Source organism: Acaryochloris sp. IP29b_bin.137 (genome assembly GCF_028285745.1).
Taxonomy (GTDB): domain Bacteria; phylum Cyanobacteriota; class Cyanobacteriia; order Thermosynechococcales; family Thermosynechococcaceae; genus Acaryochloris.
On the sequence record NZ_JANQOP010000344.1, the window covers coordinates 1 to 16,289 of the forward strand.

Annotated in this window: 13 protein-coding genes; 9 read left to right on the plus strand and 4 right to left on the minus strand. The window is 48.7% G+C overall.

The features are described 5' to 3' along the window. The first annotated feature begins 30 nt into the window (after positions 1-30). The 7 genes from Q0991_RS23200 (at position 31) to Q0991_RS23230 (ending at position 9,179) form a co-directional block, all read left to right on the plus strand. Positions 31-240 carry a hypothetical protein gene (locus tag Q0991_RS23200; RefSeq protein WP_299493093.1) on the plus strand — a complete coding sequence of 70 codons (210 nt, stop codon included), beginning with the start codon at positions 31-33 and terminating at the stop codon, positions 238-240. A 163-nt stretch (positions 241-403) separates the two neighbouring features. Continuing rightward, the gene (locus tag Q0991_RS23205) at positions 404-733 is read left to right on the plus strand and encodes a DUF3181 family protein (RefSeq protein WP_299493095.1); all 330 of its coding nucleotides are present in this window, start codon (positions 404-406) and stop codon (positions 731-733) included. A gap of 8 nt (positions 734-741) precedes the next feature. After that, a complete protein-coding gene (locus tag Q0991_RS23210) occupies positions 742-2,469 on the plus strand; it encodes a hypothetical protein (protein WP_299493097.1) in 1,728 nt (575 codons plus the stop codon). A gap of 109 nt (positions 2,470-2,578) precedes the next feature. Continuing rightward, positions 2,579-3,517, plus strand: coding sequence for an ornithine carbamoyltransferase (gene argF, locus Q0991_RS23215; protein ID WP_299493099.1), 939 nt, complete (start codon positions 2,579-2,581; stop codon positions 3,515-3,517). 41 nt (positions 3,518-3,558) lie between these two features. After that, a complete protein-coding gene (locus Q0991_RS23220) occupies positions 3,559-4,893 on the plus strand; it encodes a TIGR03279 family radical SAM protein (protein ID WP_299493101.1) in 1,335 nt (444 codons plus the stop codon). A 350-nt stretch (positions 4,894-5,243) separates the two neighbouring features. Continuing rightward, positions 5,244-7,793 (plus strand): bifunctional serine/threonine-protein kinase/ABC transporter substrate-binding protein, encoded by a 2,550-nt coding sequence (locus Q0991_RS23225; protein ID WP_299493103.1) that lies wholly within the window; start codon positions 5,244-5,246, stop codon positions 7,791-7,793. Positions 7,794-8,126: 333 nt separating this feature from the next. After that, positions 8,127-9,179, plus strand: a complete 1,053-nt coding sequence (locus Q0991_RS23230) for an amino acid ABC transporter substrate-binding protein (protein ID WP_299493105.1) — start codon at positions 8,127-8,129, stop codon at positions 9,177-9,179. Positions 9,180-9,368: 189 nt separating this feature from the next. Here the strand turns inward: Q0991_RS23230 and Q0991_RS23235 are convergent, their stop codons facing one another. After that, positions 9,369-10,019 carry a prepilin-type cleavage/methylation domain-containing protein gene (locus tag Q0991_RS23235; RefSeq protein WP_299493107.1) on the minus strand — a complete coding sequence of 217 codons (651 nt, stop codon included), beginning with the start codon at positions 10,017-10,019 and terminating at the stop codon, positions 9,369-9,371. Continuing rightward, positions 10,004-10,387 carry a type II secretion system protein gene (locus Q0991_RS23240; RefSeq protein WP_299493109.1) on the minus strand — a complete coding sequence of 128 codons (384 nt, stop codon included), beginning with the start codon at positions 10,385-10,387 and terminating at the stop codon, positions 10,004-10,006. Before Q0991_RS23240 ends, Q0991_RS23235 begins: the two co-directional genes overlap by 16 nt. A 544-nt stretch (positions 10,388-10,931) precedes the next feature. Here Q0991_RS23240 and Q0991_RS23245 point away from each other — a divergent pair. Then, positions 10,932-12,767 (plus strand): SpoIID/LytB domain-containing protein, encoded by a 1,836-nt coding sequence (locus Q0991_RS23245; protein WP_299493111.1) that lies wholly within the window; start codon positions 10,932-10,934, stop codon positions 12,765-12,767. Between the two features lie 34 nt (positions 12,768-12,801). On the opposite strand, the gene Q0991_RS23250 is transcribed toward Q0991_RS23245, so the two are convergent. Both Q0991_RS23250 and Q0991_RS23255 read right to left on the minus strand, forming a co-directional pair. After that, on the minus strand, positions 12,802-13,959 hold the full coding sequence (locus tag Q0991_RS23250) for an AI-2E family transporter (RefSeq protein WP_299493113.1): 1,158 nt from the start codon (positions 13,957-13,959) through the stop codon (positions 12,802-12,804). 111 nt (positions 13,960-14,070) lie between these two features. Beyond that, positions 14,071-14,847 (minus strand): MBL fold metallo-hydrolase, encoded by a 777-nt coding sequence (locus tag Q0991_RS23255; protein WP_299493115.1) that lies wholly within the window; start codon positions 14,845-14,847, stop codon positions 14,071-14,073. Positions 14,848-15,155: 308 nt separating this feature from the next. On the opposite strand from Q0991_RS23255, the gene Q0991_RS23260 reads away from it, so the two are divergent. Then, a partial coding sequence (locus Q0991_RS23260) for a TRC40/GET3/ArsA family transport-energizing ATPase (protein ID WP_299493117.1) occupies positions 15,156-16,289 on the plus strand: 1,134 nt, incomplete at its 3' end.

Genomic DNA, 16,289 nt, shown 5'->3' on the forward strand with positions numbered 1-16,289 from the left:
TAGCAACTCCCGAAGTTTTGGGATAGGACTATGACCGCAGGGAAGGTTAAACCTTACGAGTCCTCCGGTCAAACCGGAGGCTTAAGAAGGATAGTTAACCTGAGACAAAGCCAGCTCATCGTGTATCGAGATTTGGTTCAAGGGGGTTACACCACTGAGCGGGTGCTAACCGCCGGCACAGTTTCTCCTTTGGCCTTTACTGATATCCAAATTGAGATTGCTCGATTAGTGAATCTATAGCGGTCCGAAAAAGAAATGGATATCCGCCAGGTGGTTTTAACAAGTGCTTCCTACTGATAAAGAAACTAGAGGTCTAGGAAATCAGAGGTTATCCTAGGAAGGACAATCGAGTGAATTCTAGAGTTCACGCTACTCCCCCCTCAAACTGGGGGTACCCTAAGCTATGGCAGACCAAATTGCAACTGTTGACGTAGAAGCTCTCGCCGCCGAAATTGGCGAGAAAATCTATATTGATGTGGCCAAATGGCATCTCTTCCTCAGTGATGCCCATCTACATCAGTCTTTAGCAGAGCAATTTTGTAACCTTTTGGAAAACGGATTATTGGAAGAACCTCAGATCCTGCAGGTTCTGTCAGAGGTTTCTGTGCCACTGGGGGGGGGTAAACGGAAACTTCCTTTGATTGATCTGGTACCTACCCAAGGACAGCAAGATCTGATGGATATTCTGACCGACTTCCGTCATCGTCTCGAAGCGTCTGGATATAGTTTTTAGCGTCTGAAGTGAGCACTAACCAAAAATTCTCCCGCCAGGTTCGGAACGGCAAAGTCGTTTATGTCCCTGCAACCCCTCGTACCCCTATCAAGCCTGCTCGTTCTCAGCCTCCTCGATCACTGCATAAGCTTCGATCGAGTCTGAATCTGCTGCTGCTTGCTGGCACCACTATCACCGTAGTGGGACTGGCATGGTTAAGTTACCAAGTCATTACAGATCCAGATGTAGCGTTTTGGTTAAACCAGTACTTGCCCACCTCCAAAGGGACGCAAACGGCCGCCCATCAACCCCGTACCCTGCAGCAAATACTAAAGCGCCTCCAGGATCAGAAACGGTTGCCCGGAAAGCCAATTGTGCTGGCAGCGGATGGCGATGCCAACAGTCCGCTCACGGCCACCAAAGATATTTTAATCCCAGTCTATAACCAGAGCTGCTCACAGCGTCCTTGCCAACAGATTCAAGCTTTGCAGGTCTACCGTTCTCTGAAACTGCCGTCTCTGCTCAGACTGTTCCAAGGCAAACGCTATTACCGTTTGCTGGATCGAATGGCTGTTCGGGGACCGACGGCAGAAAAATTAGCCAATTTAGCTCGGAACCCCCGCTTAGTGACTGGGTCAACGCGGCCTTTGCATCTCTCTCGGCTGGAGGTTTATCACCCTGCCCCCAAACCAGGGTCCTGGTTACGATTAACGGGATTGCGGAGCGAAGGGAGCGCGACAGCGACCTATGGTCAGATTCTATATTTCCATCCAGATGAAGCGCGACTGGTCTTGATGCTGAACTGGGCGAGTCCGTCGGGGGAATATCCCCGATGGCGGCAAGTGACGGGGGACCCGCAACCAGAATTAGTGGTTAAGCAAACCGTAGGCTTGGAACCACAGTTTGCAGTATATCGACTGCACCGCGCCCCAACCGGGGATTTGCAGATGGAGCCTATTTCCCTGGCGAAGCCAGCCTTTGCCGATCAAGGCTACACCCAAAGTTTGTTGTTGGCTCGCAGTGGCTTATGGTCTCCGGCTCAAAAAAAGTTATTGGTCGTTAAAAAACAACAGCCACGCAGATGGTCTCCCAAGGCTCAAGCTCAACTGGACTATATTAATCTCCATGCGGCTGTCGCCCAGGCCCAATCCCAGCAAATTTTGGCAAGCCAAGTGCAAACCATTGTGGCGCGGCTGGTAAACGGCGAGTGGAGTGCTGCTCTCACGCTTTTCCAATCCCCCCAAACAGATCCGGCAGAAGTCCGGGTATTATTGGCTGCTGATCCAGGACGATTGTCAGCCCGAGTCGACGCCTTTTTAGGGGTGAACCCCAAGGATCAAGCTGCAATCGCATGGGGTACCTTGATTCGACATGTTCAGGATGATCCGAAAACGGCCTTAGCCTGGGCTCAACAGCGGACCAAGAAAAACAAGGCATCCCTAGAAACCATCAAAAAATTAGTGAAACGCCTGGATCAACCTCGCTATACGCCGAAAGAATCTCCTAAGCCTCCACCCTCCGTTCACAATCAGCCTGTAAAACCACCTGCGAAGAAGATTGCGCCTCAAAAGGCTCAGCCCTCAGGGGCTCAACTGTCATCCCCTGTGTCCTCTCCTCCAAGTGAACCCAAACTCGTACCCGATCAACCTGAGCCATCCGAGAAGATTGTGCAGCCAGAATCAGAAACAGCACCTCCGCCTACTGCCCCACCGACAGTTCCTGCCCCCACTCCATCAGTGGAGCCGCCAGAAGAATAAGGTCGTGCGATCAGGATAAAGACAGGGCTTGCTTTAATAAGGTATTCTGGATGTTTCCACTATTTTGGTGCCTTAGTTGTTCTAGCCCTCCAAGCTTGATCGAGCGTTTATGTCTACCGATACTGCAAATCTGAAAGGAAGAGATCTGCTGGGTTTAGCAGACTTCACGAGCCCAGAAATTGATGGTTTGTTGGAGCTGGCAGCTCAAATCAAGGCGGGGCAGGTCAAACCCTATTGTCCCAAGGTGTTGGGTTTGCTATTTACCAAGGCGTCTACTCGCACCAGGGTCAGCTTCTCCGTAGGCATGTACCGTTTAGGGGGACAGGTGATTGACCTTCGACCGGATGCGACCCAGGTGGGTCGAGGGGAGCCCCTGGAAGATACGGCTAGAGTCTTAGATCGCTACTTAGATGTGCTAGCGATTCGTACCTATGAACAGCAGGATCTAATCACCTTTGCGAACTATGCTTCGATCCCTGTGATCAATGCCCTGACAGATTTAGAACATCCTTGTCAGATCTTTGCGGATTTGTTAACCCTCCGAGAGGCATTTGGGCAGCTAGACGGATTGACCCTCACCTATCTAGGAGATGGCAATAATGTCGCTCATTCGCTATTGCTAGGATGTGCCTTAGTCGGGGTGAATATCCGAGTCGCCACGCCCCCGGATTATCAGCCCCTGCCAGATTTTGTCGAAAAAGCAAAGATACTGGCAGGCGATCGCAGTTCCGTACTGATCACGACTGACCCTGAAGAAGCAGTTCATGGAGCCCATGCTCTGTATACCGACGTCTGGGCCAGCATGGGTCAAGAAGACTCAGCCAGCAATCGCATTCCCATCTTTCAGCCCTATCAAGTCAACGAATCTTTATTGGCTCAGGCAGACGCCCATGCCATTGTCCTCCACTGCTTGCCTGCCCATCGGGGGGAGGAAATTACGGCGGCAGTGATGGAAGGGGCGCAATCTCGAGTTTGGGACCAAGCTGAAAACCGCCTCCATACGCAGCAAGCCCTGTTAGCCAGTGTGTTAGGCGCTAAAATCGACTGAGAGATGGGCGGTTGTGTGAATAAACCCCATCGATTCAGTGAATGAGTAAGTCTTCCATTCAGCCAGCTCTGATTTCAGCGGTGGTCCCCGATTCAATTGCTGCGGAAGTGGGCTTTGAACCGGGGGACCGTTTGGTGTCGATCAATGGAGAAGTCCCTCGGGATCTGATTGACTATCGTTTTTTATGTGCGGATGAGTATCTGACCCTTGAAGTATTGGATGCGGCAGGTCGCCCCCATCAAGTGGACATCGAAAAAGACTTTGATTCGGAACTGGGACTGGAGTTTGAGACAGCCCTATTTGACGGGCTGATCCAGTGCAACAACCACTGTCCCTTTTGCTTTATTGACCAAAAGCCCCCGGGACTGCGCTCCAGCCTCTATCTCAAAGATGATGATTATCGCCTTAGCTTTTTATACGGCAGTTATCTGACCCTAACTAATCTCCCACCCCATGAATGGGACCGCATTGAGGCGATGCGCTTGTCCCCTCTCTATGTATCCGTGCACGCGACCCATCCAGAAGTCCGCTCACGGCTGTTAAAAAACCCCCGAGCCGGCCAAATTCTTGACCAACTGCAGTGGTTTCAGGAACGGCGACTCCAGATTCATGCCCAAGTTGTCGTTTGTCCGGGCATCAATGATGAGGAAATTCTACAGCAGACCCTAATGGACCTGGCCCAATTTCACCTATCTGAAGTGCCTACCGTTGCTTCAGTGGCAGTGGTTCCCGTCGGTCTAACGCAATTTCGCCCTCCAGAAGATCAACTAAAGCCAGTCCAACCCACCGATGCAGTTGAGGTGATTGCCCTTGTTCAGACACTCCAGGAGCAGTATCAAAAACAGTTGGGAACAACCTTTGTCTGGCTAGCTGATGAATGGTTTTTAATTGCAGGGCAAGACCTGCCCCCTGAGAGCCATTACGAAGATTACCCTCAAATTGACAATGGTGTGGGTTCAATTCGCCAGTTTCTGTCGCAGTTTGAGCGGGCAGCTCTATCATTACCTGCCCGCATCCCCGCGGCGAAAAACTTGACCTGGGTCGTGGGTAATACCGTAGAAAAGGCATTTCAGCCTATTATTCAGCGATTAAACCAAGTTCAGGGCCTGAGGATAACCTTAGCCCCTATGCGGAGTGATTACTGGGGGCAAACAATGACGGTGACGGGGCTGCTGACCGGGCAAGATATTTTGGCTGGTTTGCAGAATCTACCTCTAGGAGAAGCGTTGCTCTTACCGACCTTGATGCTAAAGTATGGAACCACGCAGTTTTTAGACAATATGACAGTGGCAGACTTGTCTCAAGCATTGGATATCCCGATTATCCTGATTCAAGGAGGACCCGAAGACGTTATACGGGCTTGTTTGCGGCAATAATCTGACCTAAAGACTCAACCTATCGATTGTGCAAAAACCAGGTGCATTCTGTTTTTGTTTAAACCCTGGCCTGAGTACTGCGTACTCCTTGCCTAGCCTGATGATGGGGAAGACTGGGAATGGTATTTCGTCCAGAGGATGTATCGAATAAAAGCGCAATGATAAACTGTGTAATCAAATATTGGGGGATAAAATTGCTGTTATCCAATCAATAGCATTGCTCTGGATAGATGTTCAATGTGTGGCTTATCCTGGCTAACAGGATCCGACCTTTGGCCTCAACCAGAGTTTCTCCGGATCAATCTAGCTGAACGATAGTGATTTGAGTTTCTTGGAACTGAACTAAGCGGATGGAAATAACTTGTACTCGACCTGGCTGTTCGAATCCTCGCAATTTTTTCTCAGATTTAGATGACAAACAAACCTTAAAAACCGTTCAGCAAAAATATTGCAGTAGTTGCGGCATGCAACTGATCTTGGATGGTCGGTACTTACCGATTAACCTGCTGGGTCAAGGTGGGTTTGGAGCTGCGTATCTAGCGCGCGATCGCAGAACGCCTGCCAATCATGCTTGTGTCGTTAAACAGTTTCAGCCCCCCGCCGATTTATCGGAACACCAGCTAGAAATTGCCCTTAATCTTTTTGATCGGGAAGCTGAAGTGCTTGAGCGCCTAGGCACACAGCATCCTCAGATTCCAAGATTGTTAGCTTTTTTCCCCTTACGCGTCAATAATGCGTTAACCGGGGAAATCGATCAGTTTTTTTACCTAGTTCAAGAGTATATTCAGGGCAAAACCCTAGAAGAAATTGTCACAGACCAGGGGCCTTTCTCTGAACCAGAAACAATAGAAGTGATGCGCTCCATTCTAGGCATCTTACAGTTTGTGCATGAGAATGGCGCAATCCATCGAGATGTCAAGCCCTCGAATATCATGCGCCATGACAATGGCCAGTATTTTTTACTGGATTTTGGAACGGTGAAGCAGGTGGCGCAAGGATCAGCTTCCGGGGCAACCATGGGGTCTTCGACGGGGGTCTTTTCAGCCGGGTTTGCCCCGCCGGAGCAAATGGCAGGTCGGGCCGTTTACCCATCGACCGATCTTTACTCCTTGGGGGTGACAGCTTTGGTGCTGTTGACCGGAAAGCTGAATCCGATCGACATCTTTGATGCCTATACCAATCGTTGGCAATGGCAACCCTTTGTCACCGTGTCGCCTGGGTTAACGGCTATCCTAGAACGCCTGCTAGAACCCTCCCCCAATGTTCGCTATAAGTCAGCGACTGAAGTGCTAGAGGCGCTCGGCCAGGATCAACAGAAAACCCAAGCCGTGGTGTCCCCCACTGCTGTTGCCACTTCCAATCCGGTCATAGGAACCCCAGGGGCGTCAGCCCCGACCCCAAGTTCCGTTGGGCCAGGGCAATCCCCCATGCCTACACCGTTACCTGGAGCGAGTGGACCAATGTCCACATCACCCATCTCGACCTCACCCTCAAAGCCGAAGCCAGGATTAACCCTTAGCCTGGGCAAGATTGCACTGGGTATTCTGGTAGCCTTGGGCTTATTGGGAGGGGTATTGTGGCTGAGCAGCCAATTGATGGGTGAGAAATCCGGGCAAATGGAGGTCTTAGACCCGGATTTGCAACCCGAACGCCTTAGTACGGGGGATGTATTGCTGATTGCAGAGGATGTGACCCCGGAAAAGAAGGACGCTATTGTTGCGATCGCAAATGGAGATTACGATCAGGCCATACCATCCCTAGAAGCTTCTCTCCAGGATAAAAGAAATGATCCTGAGGCGTTGATTTACTTAAACAATGCTCGAATTGGCGATACTAAATCCCATACCATCGCCATCTCGATTCCTTACAGTTCTGATGATGTGGGTACAAAGAATGCAGCCAAAGAATTGTTGCGCGGGGTGGCTCAGGCCCAAAAAGAAGTGAATGAGTCAGGTGGCATTGATGGAGTACCTTTACGAGTCGCCATTGTGACTGAGACCAATGAAGCAGACAGTACGGAAAAGGCCGCGAGGCTATTAGTAAAAGACTCCAGCATCCTCGGAGTGATTGGTCATTTCGGCAGTGGTGCCTCTTCGGCTGCAGCCAAAATATATGAGCAAGAAGGGCTGGTCATGATTTCACCCACCAGTACCTCTACTGCGTTATCTCAAGCCGGTCAATATATTTTCCGAACTGTCCCCAGCGATAACTTTACGGGGAAAGCCTTGGCTCGCTATATGGTGGAGGACCTGAAAAAACAGAAAGCTGCCGTATTTTTCAACGGTGATAGTGGCTACAGTAAATCTTTGAGAGATGTATTTACAGAATCCCTCTTTAGCAATGGCGGGGAAGTAATTGGTGAATTTGATCTAAATCAAAACTTTAATGCCAAGGAGGCCTATCAGCGAGCCCAGCAGCGGGGAGCCGAGGTATTAGCCTTACTGCCAAATTCGGCTACGTTGAACCAAACCTTTGCGGTTATTCAGGAAAATCAAAGACAGTTACCTTTGCTGGGAGGGGATAGCCCTTACCGATCGACCACCCTAGAAAAAGGAGGGACCGATGCAGAAGGAATGGTGCTTGCAGTACCCTGGCATATTGCCGCAGATCGGACTGCTAACTTCCCTAAAATGGCCCGTCGGCTATGGGGAGGGGATGTTAGCTGGCGAACAGCCATGACCTATGATGCATCACAAGCTTTAATTCAAGCCTTGAAGACAGCTCAAGATCGCTCAGGCATTCAAGCCGCTTTAATGAGTCCAGAGTTCACGGCTGAGGGCGCTTCAGGGACAGTACGTTTTCTTAGATCGGGAGATCGCAATCAACGAACTCAATTGGTGAAGATTGTACCGTCAAAACCAGGAAGTGAGTTTCCAGTTGTTTTTGCTCCCTTGCCTTAATTCCAACTGAACATCAAGCAGATGTCCCCCCTTGAACTTGAGCGACGTCAAACTGGGTTAGGTGTGCTGTGGTCGTCAGTAGGATTCAGCCATTTTCCGGATCGAGCAAAGGCTTTACTGGAAATACTTTCGGCAATTAGGCATGGGGCAAAGAATACCTTTGAAGGGGTTAAAAATGGAGCTGTCCGAACGGCTACAATTTGTTGAAGTGTTCCTTGTCAATGATCATTGACACTGAATTCGTTGATCAAGGTTGTAGGCTAATTGAGGAATCACGATCCATGACTCCCCATGGGATATAGTCTGAAAAAAAATACGAACAACATCTTTAACATGTATAAAAAACTCTCCTTTCTTTGTGCGGGCCTGCTTGTTGCCTCGACTTTGGTGAGCTGTGCGAGTTCTTCTAACCCGCCTGGGACGGATGTGAACGCTGAGGGGCGCTTGCAAAAAGTTCTCAATCAAAAAAAAGTGCGATGTGGCATTAGCGGTGAGTTGCCAGGCTTTAGCTTTGTGGATGAGCAAAGTAATTATTCAGGTCTAGACGTGGATATCTGCCGTGCGATCGCAGCAGCCCTATTTGATGATCCCAATGCGGTCGAGTATCGTCCCCTCAATGCCAAAGAACGGTTCACGGCGGTGCAAACGGGTGAGGTTGATGTGCTCAGCCGCAATACCACTTGGACTCTGGATCGAGATAGTTCGGTGCGCATGGCGTTTGCGCCGGTGGTGTTTTACGACGGTCAAGGCATGATGGTCAAAGCCGATAGTGGGATAAAAACCCTCAAGGACTTTCAAAATCGGGCGGTTTGCACACAAACAGGAACCACCAATGCCAAAAATTTGGCCGATCAAATGCGAAAACTCAAGGTGAACTATAAGCCTGTGGTTTACGAAGATATTAATGCTGCTTATGCCGCTTATGCGGAAGGACGTTGCGATGGGGTGACGTCGGATCGGTCTCAACTTGTCTCCCGCCGCACTGCACTCCCACAACCAGAAAGCCACGTCATTTTAGATGAGGTGATGTCTAAGGAACCCTTAGCTCCTGCCGTCGCAGATGGCGATTCCCAGTGGGCAGATGTGATTCGCTGGGTAGTCAACGCCACTATTGAGGCGGAAGAACTTGGAATCAAACAAGGGAATTTGGATTCGTTTGCCAATAGTGAAGACCCTGTGATCAAACGTTTTTTGGGCAAAGAGGATGAATTGGGTAAAAGTTTAGGCCTGAGTCCAGATTTTGCAGCCCGCGTGGTCAAGCATGTTGGCAATTATGGTGAAATTTACGACCGTAATTTAGGCCCTAAGACTAAGCTCAATTTACCAAGGGGCCAAAATCAACTTTGGAGTCAAGGCGGGTTAATGTATTCTCCACCGTTTCGCTAGAAATTGGGGAATAGAAAAGCAGCAATACATGACCTTCACTGGGAGAAAGCAACAGCATTCACTCAATGCTGTTGCTGCTTATTGTCTGACTAACGGTAAGTGAATTCCCATCTCGAATTAGTATTATCTGGTAGGATAAAAACCTGTATCGAGACTTTAAAAGGCAACCACAGGCATTTCAGTGGGATGTTAAGGAGAGTTAGCTCCTCTTCTAAAGGCTTGCGCTTCTAAGAGCAGTGTTTTGGAGTCATTGAGCTGTCCTACCAGGCAGAGCTTGACGTAGGACTTATCTTGCACAAAAACTTTTAGTCCTTCGCTATTTGCAGGGCGATCTCCGCTACCTGTACAGCTAGGATTGATATCTGCGACAGCATCCACCAATGCATAGGCGTCTTCGGCTGGTGAAACCTGCTGGCGATAAACAGTTCTTGGTCCTCTCCAAATGTCACTCTCACTTTTCGGAGCCGTATAATAGGCGAATTCAACTTCCTTTTTTGTAGCCCCTTCACCTTCAACTTTTGTTAGTTTAAACACTCCCAAATAACCGGACCTCGAAGGGATATCATCGACGGATACCGACGTAGCTGTTTTAATATCATCAGTCATAAAGTCCAGGGCTCTGTTCAATTCTGACTGTCGTTCTGCTTCCACCGTATTTTGTTCGTTGGCCTTTAATACTCGAACCAAACCAAAACCCGCTAGAGTAATCACCAAGCTTAGAATCAGAGATGCCACTAATAATTCTGGCAGCGCAAAGCCTGCGAAACGCCCTCGATGAGAGTAGGTATTGCCCGATAAAAGCAAGGCCAGTCTAATGGACAGCGTTAAGGTCTGATACATTCTCCTGCTCCCAAATCATAGTTGCCAGTGCGCATTAGACCAATTCCTGTAGAAATTGCGAGACATTTGGGCTTCACACCACTATTAGGGATGGACACCCATAACGTAGTCCCCGGAGGGGTATTCAGTCCCTTAAAATCGAAGGATATATTGCGGGGAGTGGTGGAATAACTATAGTAAATAGTTACATCTTCAATGGTGCGATTTCCCGTCACTAGACAATTTCCCGTCAGCGTTTGGTCTATGCCCTTCGGAATCGTGACCGTACAATCTCGACTGCGTTTAATCGCTTCTCTTTGGGTTTCTTTAATTGCACCTTCAATTTTGGCTAAGGCATCGTCCACTTTTTTCTGATTAAGCCAACTCAAGAAACTCGGACCTGATAAAGCTGCAAATATACTAATAATCACGACCAAGACTACACTCTCGGTCAGTGTGAAACCTGCAGCAGTTGGGTTGCGTCTTAGGGAAGGTAGAAAAAAATGGCGTTCTGAGATTAGCAATTTGAGTAATGTCTGAGGGGCAGCCTATAAAATTGAATGATGTTTTTATCGAGACCGATTCATATTTCTAAGATTTCCGATTTTATATGGTTATATTTTGTCGTGTAACTTGCGCAATCGACAACTAAGTTCATGTCACTTAAAATTTATTCCGACACAACAAAAATTTACTAACCTGCCAATCAAAGTATGGCTCAGCCTTAAGCGCTCTGATATTTTGCTGAGAATGAACAAAATTTACTTTTCAAGTCAACATTACTCATACAGAAGCAATATCACCTGTACAGAAGACGAAAATCTGATCGTCCCCCCTATGACTCAAAACTTGACACACCTTGCCCCTATCCCATTGTTATCGTGGCCATCTCTCCCTTGGCGATTATCTGTTAGCGGCTGCGCGCTATCTTTGGTGGCTGTTAGCCTTATCCCCATTAACGCAAGCGCTACAGTCAATTTGCCGACAGCCAATGCTAAAGTGCTAGCTCAAGCGGTTAATACCCAGCCCCTCAATCCCCGCATCAAAGTCGGTATCAACCAACGCTTTGGTCGTCAATCTACAGATAAACTGACGATTCAAGCCCTTCCTGGAGATCAATTGACGCTTCAATTTACAACGGGCAAAGCGCTAGAAACTTTAACCACCGATAAAGTCGAGTTTGCCATTACGCCAACCCCCCTCAAGAAACCTCGATGGCAAGAGCGGGTGGTGCTAAGTGTCCATCGTAGTTTTGAGACGGCTGAGACCAAAGCCAATGAATTTAAGGCTTTGGGCATTCCGGTGGAAATTGCCCAGCCGAAACAGTGGCAAGTTTGGGCCAAACGAGATCAATATCCCACTGCAGCGGACCGGATTCTGTTGATTGATACTCTCAAACAACAGGGATACAAAAACGTATTCTTGCATCGACGACGATTACACAAAAAGCCTCAGCTGAGTTTTGTGACGAATGGCTACCAATACAAACGCAGCATCGTCAGCATCACGAGCAAAAAGCAGCAGTTTCAGATTGGGGAAGAGTTGCATTATGGCAGTCTAAGGTTTCAGCCCAATACCTATGGCACTTACACATTGGTCAACAAGGTGCCAACAGAGACCTATTTGCGAGGCGTTGTCCCCTATGAAATTGGTTTTAATGCCCCCACAACAGCCATTGAAGCCCAAACGATTATTGCCCGGACTTATGCTTTACGTAATCTCCGACGCTTTAAGATAGACGGCTACGAGTTATGTGCAGATACCCAGTGCCAAGTTTATAAAGGAATCGCCAAAACCGATCCCATCGTGGACCGAGCCATTAAAGCCACAACAGGACAGGTGCTCACCCACAACAATGAGTTGGTGGATGCACTCTATTCTTCCACTACGGGGGGAGTAACTGCTGCGTTTCAAGAAGTTTGGGAAGGAACGCCTCGACCTTATCTGACCGCTAAGATTGATGCCCTGCCTCAGGGGATTTGGGATTTAAACACCCGGAGTCTGGCGGATGAGTCAAACTTAAAAGCCTTTATCAACCTCAAGCAGGGCTTTAATGAAGCTTCTTGGCGAACGTTTCGGTGGGAAACCGAAACGCCAATGGCCAAACTGAATGAGTTCTTGCGCCAGTTTTTACGCCAGACGAAACATCCGTTGGCTAATTTCAAAACGATTCAAAAGCTAGAGATTGTGGAAAGATCCCATGGAGGTAGAGTCCAGAAACTGCAGGTCACCACAGACTTGGGTAGCCTGGTATTAGCCAAGGATGATATTTTACGGGGGTTTGAAGCTCCCAATAGTCTGCTTTTTTACGTGGAGCCGCAGTATCAAACCGTTCAACCCAAGCCTTCTTCTCCAGCTGAGCCTGCACAATCTAGTCCAACGGCATCAGTGCAACCAGCTCAATCTAGTTCAACAGCAGCTACAGATACCAAACCTCGGAGAGTTCTTAAGGGATATGCCTTTATTGGGGGAGGGTTTGGACATGGTGTTGGCCTCAGCCAGACGGGATCCTATCATCTCAGTAATCAAGGTTGGTCAGCGACTCAAATCCTCAATTTTTACTATCCGGGGACCCAGGTTGAACCATTGAATGACAGCATTGTCTTTTGGCAGCAACCTACTATCCTTACGGTGCCTAGCGAAGTCATTCCGGATGAGCTTAAGCCCAAAATCCAGCCCCAAAGCAATCGCAGCAACCGCTTGTTCAGCCATAAGATGCCGTTTCTGAAATCGTTTCAATGGATATTTGACTGGTTACCGTTCTTGTAGGGGGACTGCAAAGCTAGATAATAGGTGCCGAGGCTTAGGAGATTCGGGACACGGGCTGAGCCGCGGTTTCTGATTCTACAGAGACCACCGCGATATCGGAGACGGTGGCAGAATCAGGGGATGCCATGCGCGATCGCAAACTAATCAACGCTGTTTTAATCACCACCGCCGTTGGTACGGCAATCACAACCCCAATCAATCCGCCCGCCTTAGCCCCAATCAGAATCGAAATAAACACCCAAGCCGGGTTGAGCCCTGTCATGGTACCTAGAATCCTGGGGGCGACCAAGTTATCTAAAATTTGCTGGACAATTACGGCTGCTGCTAATAATTTGAGACCTAGCCAAATATTTTGCAGCGTCACCAAGCCCGTCACCAGAATAATGCCAACGGTTCCCCCAAACGGGATAAGGGCCATTGTGCCAATCGTGAGGCCGAACAGCAGACCAAAGGGTACTTTCAAGATTAAAAACGTAGGGACCAGCACCGAAGTCATACAGATGCCAAACAGCAGCTGGCCAATAAAGTAATTCTGGAAACTAGATCGAAGGGTCTCAGAAACGGGCTGTTGGCTATCTTCCGGCAGCCAGTCAATCAGGCTATCCCAGAGTTCGTCGCCATGTTGCAGTAAATAAAAGGTCAGAATTACGGTTACAAGGACATCAATCAGGATATCCAGAACGCTGCTAACCGTTCCCAATGCAATATTAAGCAGGCTTTTGGTTAAAGCTTGGAGTTGACCCTGGAGCCGATCAAAGGCTTGAACCGCCAACACATCCAAATTCAGGGATACCCCTCGCTCTTCCACCTGTTGACTGAGCAAGATCAGTTGCTGGCGGCCTGATTCTAACCAGTCCGGTAGGCGATTGGCTAACTGTTGGGCTTGATTAAATGCGATCGGAATCAGCACAATACCGATACCAAACAGGATAGAAATCGCCAACAGCGCCACAATAATTGAAGCAGGCTCACGCCGTAACCCTCGCTGGACGCACCAACTCACCGGATAATTGAGGAGAAACGCTAATAACGATGCCACCACAACAATCCCGATTAAGACGCCAAAATAATTGGAAATTGAAGCTAAGGTCCAGAAATTGAGGGCTAAAATCGGTGCGGCTAGGCCGATCATTAATAGGCGGGAGGGAACAGATAACTTATGCCACCAATGAAAGTAATTGGATTTATCCATGCCTAGATCTCCTGCACAGAGGAACACTTACATCGAGGGAAAATAATCTCAGCCAACCTTCCAGGTGATTGTCAACCACAAGGTCTCTGTCGTCAAGCTGTTGTCGCATGGTTAGCTTGGCACTGAAGAAGACAGCGGGATTTCAACGCGATCTCCTGGGGATGGATTGAGCACTTGGGTGTCACAGCCATTTTCTTGCAAGCGCTGACGAAATCCATCAATCGTTCCTTCCATACTCAACAATTTATCGAGTATGCCGCTATATTCAACCTCACCCCCCGAGGCAGTGGGCAGAATAAATTGGGGCTGTAGCTTCTTCACCACCTCTAAAGCAAAGTCTCCCCCTTGAATAAAGGGTCCTAGCAGAGGGAGTACTAAGTCTTGAATGGGGGCGATAATCACATCCGCCGCTTCTAGCTGATCGATGGCTGCAGCATGGAAACCGTGGGGTTCGTAGTAGAGGCGGCTCTGGGAGACTTGATCAGTTAGGACCAAGGCATTCTCAACCAGGAAGGGGCCAATCGGTGAACCGGGTAAAGCCTGAACCTGGAGTCGCTCTGCCCAAGTAAAGGTTTCGCCATGGGCCAGGGTAGTGACATCGGTATAGCCCAATTCTTCCACCACTTTAGTGGCATTCTCGGAGGCCACGACCGGAATCGAGTGGTCCAACTGCTTTAAGGTGGGGACATGGGCGTGATCGGGCAGTCCTTGAGAAAGCAAAATCAGATCAATTGATTCAGGAATATCAATCGTCATGGCCCGCTCGCCTTTGAAAAACCAAGGTTGATTTCCAAACACCAACGGTCCAATCAACCAAGGGTCTAACAGGATCCGCTTTTCGGCCATTTCGATTAGCCAACTGTTGGAATCCATCCAGGTTAAAAACATTATTACTTTAGGGAACTTAGTACATCTTCTATGGTACGAAATTCCAGCTATCCCTTCACCTCTCGCTAAAAAACAACTGTAACGGGAGTGAATCCTCAGAGACGTTCTGCCTTGCAGTCGGTGAAGAGGAACAAATCTGATGATATCGGTCGGTGCAGAACTCCTAATTCTATGAGCATGACGTGTCGCATTCTCCTCTGTTGGCCCCACCGATTGAGTTAAATAGATTAGAGTAATGTAAAGAGAGGTTAAGCTGATTAGCCTTATCTCTTTAGTGTGTTGATGCCTAAGGCAATTACAAGTAACCCATGCGCGTAATCTTAATGACTGGCAAAGGTGGGGTGGGTAAGACCTCCGTTGCTGCTGCTACTGGAATCCGCTGTGCCGAGCTGGGTTACAAGACCCTCGTCCTCAGTACGGACCCTGCCCATTCCCTGGCTGATAGCTTTGATATGGAACTGGGCCATGAGGCCCTAGAGGTTAAGCCCAACTTGTGGGGTGCTGAATTAGATGCCCTGCTGGAATTAGAAGGGAATTGGGGGGCTGTAAAGCGCTACATTACCCAAGTCCTGCAAGCTAGGGGGCTAGAAGGGGTACAGGCGGAAGAACTCGCCATTCTTCCTGGCATGGATGAGATTTTTAGTTTGGTGCGGATGAAGCGTCATTACGACGAAGGTACCTATGATGTGCTCGTGATTGACTCTGCACCGACGGGAACGGCACTCCGTCTCCTGAGCTTGCCGGAAGTGGGGGGGTGGTATATGCGTCGCTTCTATAAACCCTTCCAGCGCATGTCTGTCACTCTCAGACCGCTGGTGGAGCCTTTCTTTAAGCCGATTGTTGGTTTTTCACTTCCCGATGAAGAAGTGATGGATGCTCCCTATGAGTTCTATGAGCAGATTGAAGCCCTAGAGAAGGTATTAACTGACAACACTCAAACCTCCGTTCGTTTGGTTACCAACCCAGAGAAAATGGTGATCAAAGAATCCTTAAGAGCCCATGCCTATTTGAGCTTATATAACGTCTCCACGGATATGGTGGTGGCCAACCGGATTATTCCTGACCATGTTTCCGATCCTTTCTTTATGCATTGGAAGCAAAATCAAAATCAATATCGCCAAGAAATTCATGATAATTTTCAGCCTTTACCCGTCAAAGAAGTCCCGCTTTTTCAAGAAGAAATGTGCGGATTAGCCGCGTTGGAGCGTTTGAAAGAAACCTTATATGACCAAGAAGATCCGACACAGGTCTATCACAAGGAAACCACCTTACGAGTCATTCAAGAGCAAGGACAATATAGTTTAGAGGTCTATCTGCCTGGAATTCCCAAAAATCAGGTAGAGCTGAGTAAAACGGCGGATGAATTGAATATCAGAATTGGTAATCACCGCCGTAATCTGGTTCTGCCTCAGGCCCTTGCTGCCATGCAGCCTGCGGGAGCC

What these genes read in the sequence shown, in the direction of transcription:
- Q0991_RS23200 (WP_299493093.1), top strand. Translation starts at nt 31, where the DNA reads ATGACCGCAGGGAAGGTTAAACCTTACGAGTCCTCCGGTCAAACCGGA.
- Q0991_RS23205 (WP_299493095.1), top strand. Translation starts at nt 404, where the DNA reads ATGGCAGACCAAATTGCAACTGTTGACGTAGAAGCTCTCGCCGCCGAA.
- argF (WP_299493099.1), top strand. Translation starts at nt 2,579, where the DNA reads ATGTCTACCGATACTGCAAATCTGAAAGGAAGAGATCTGCTGGGTTTA.
- Q0991_RS23220 (WP_299493101.1), top strand. Translation starts at nt 3,559, where the DNA reads ATGAGTAAGTCTTCCATTCAGCCAGCTCTGATTTCAGCGGTGGTCCCC.
- Q0991_RS23225 (WP_299493103.1), top strand. Translation starts at nt 5,244, where the DNA reads ATGGAAATAACTTGTACTCGACCTGGCTGTTCGAATCCTCGCAATTTT.
- Q0991_RS23230 (WP_299493105.1), top strand. Translation starts at nt 8,127, where the DNA reads ATGTATAAAAAACTCTCCTTTCTTTGTGCGGGCCTGCTTGTTGCCTCG.
- Q0991_RS23235 (WP_299493107.1), bottom strand. Translation starts at nt 10,019, where the DNA reads ATGTATCAGACCTTAACGCTGTCCATTAGACTGGCCTTGCTTTTATCG.
- Q0991_RS23250 (WP_299493113.1), bottom strand. Translation starts at nt 13,959, where the DNA reads ATGGATAAATCCAATTACTTTCATTGGTGGCATAAGTTATCTGTTCCC.
- Q0991_RS23255 (WP_299493115.1), bottom strand. Translation starts at nt 14,847, where the DNA reads ATGTTTTTAACCTGGATGGATTCCAACAGTTGGCTAATCGAAATGGCC.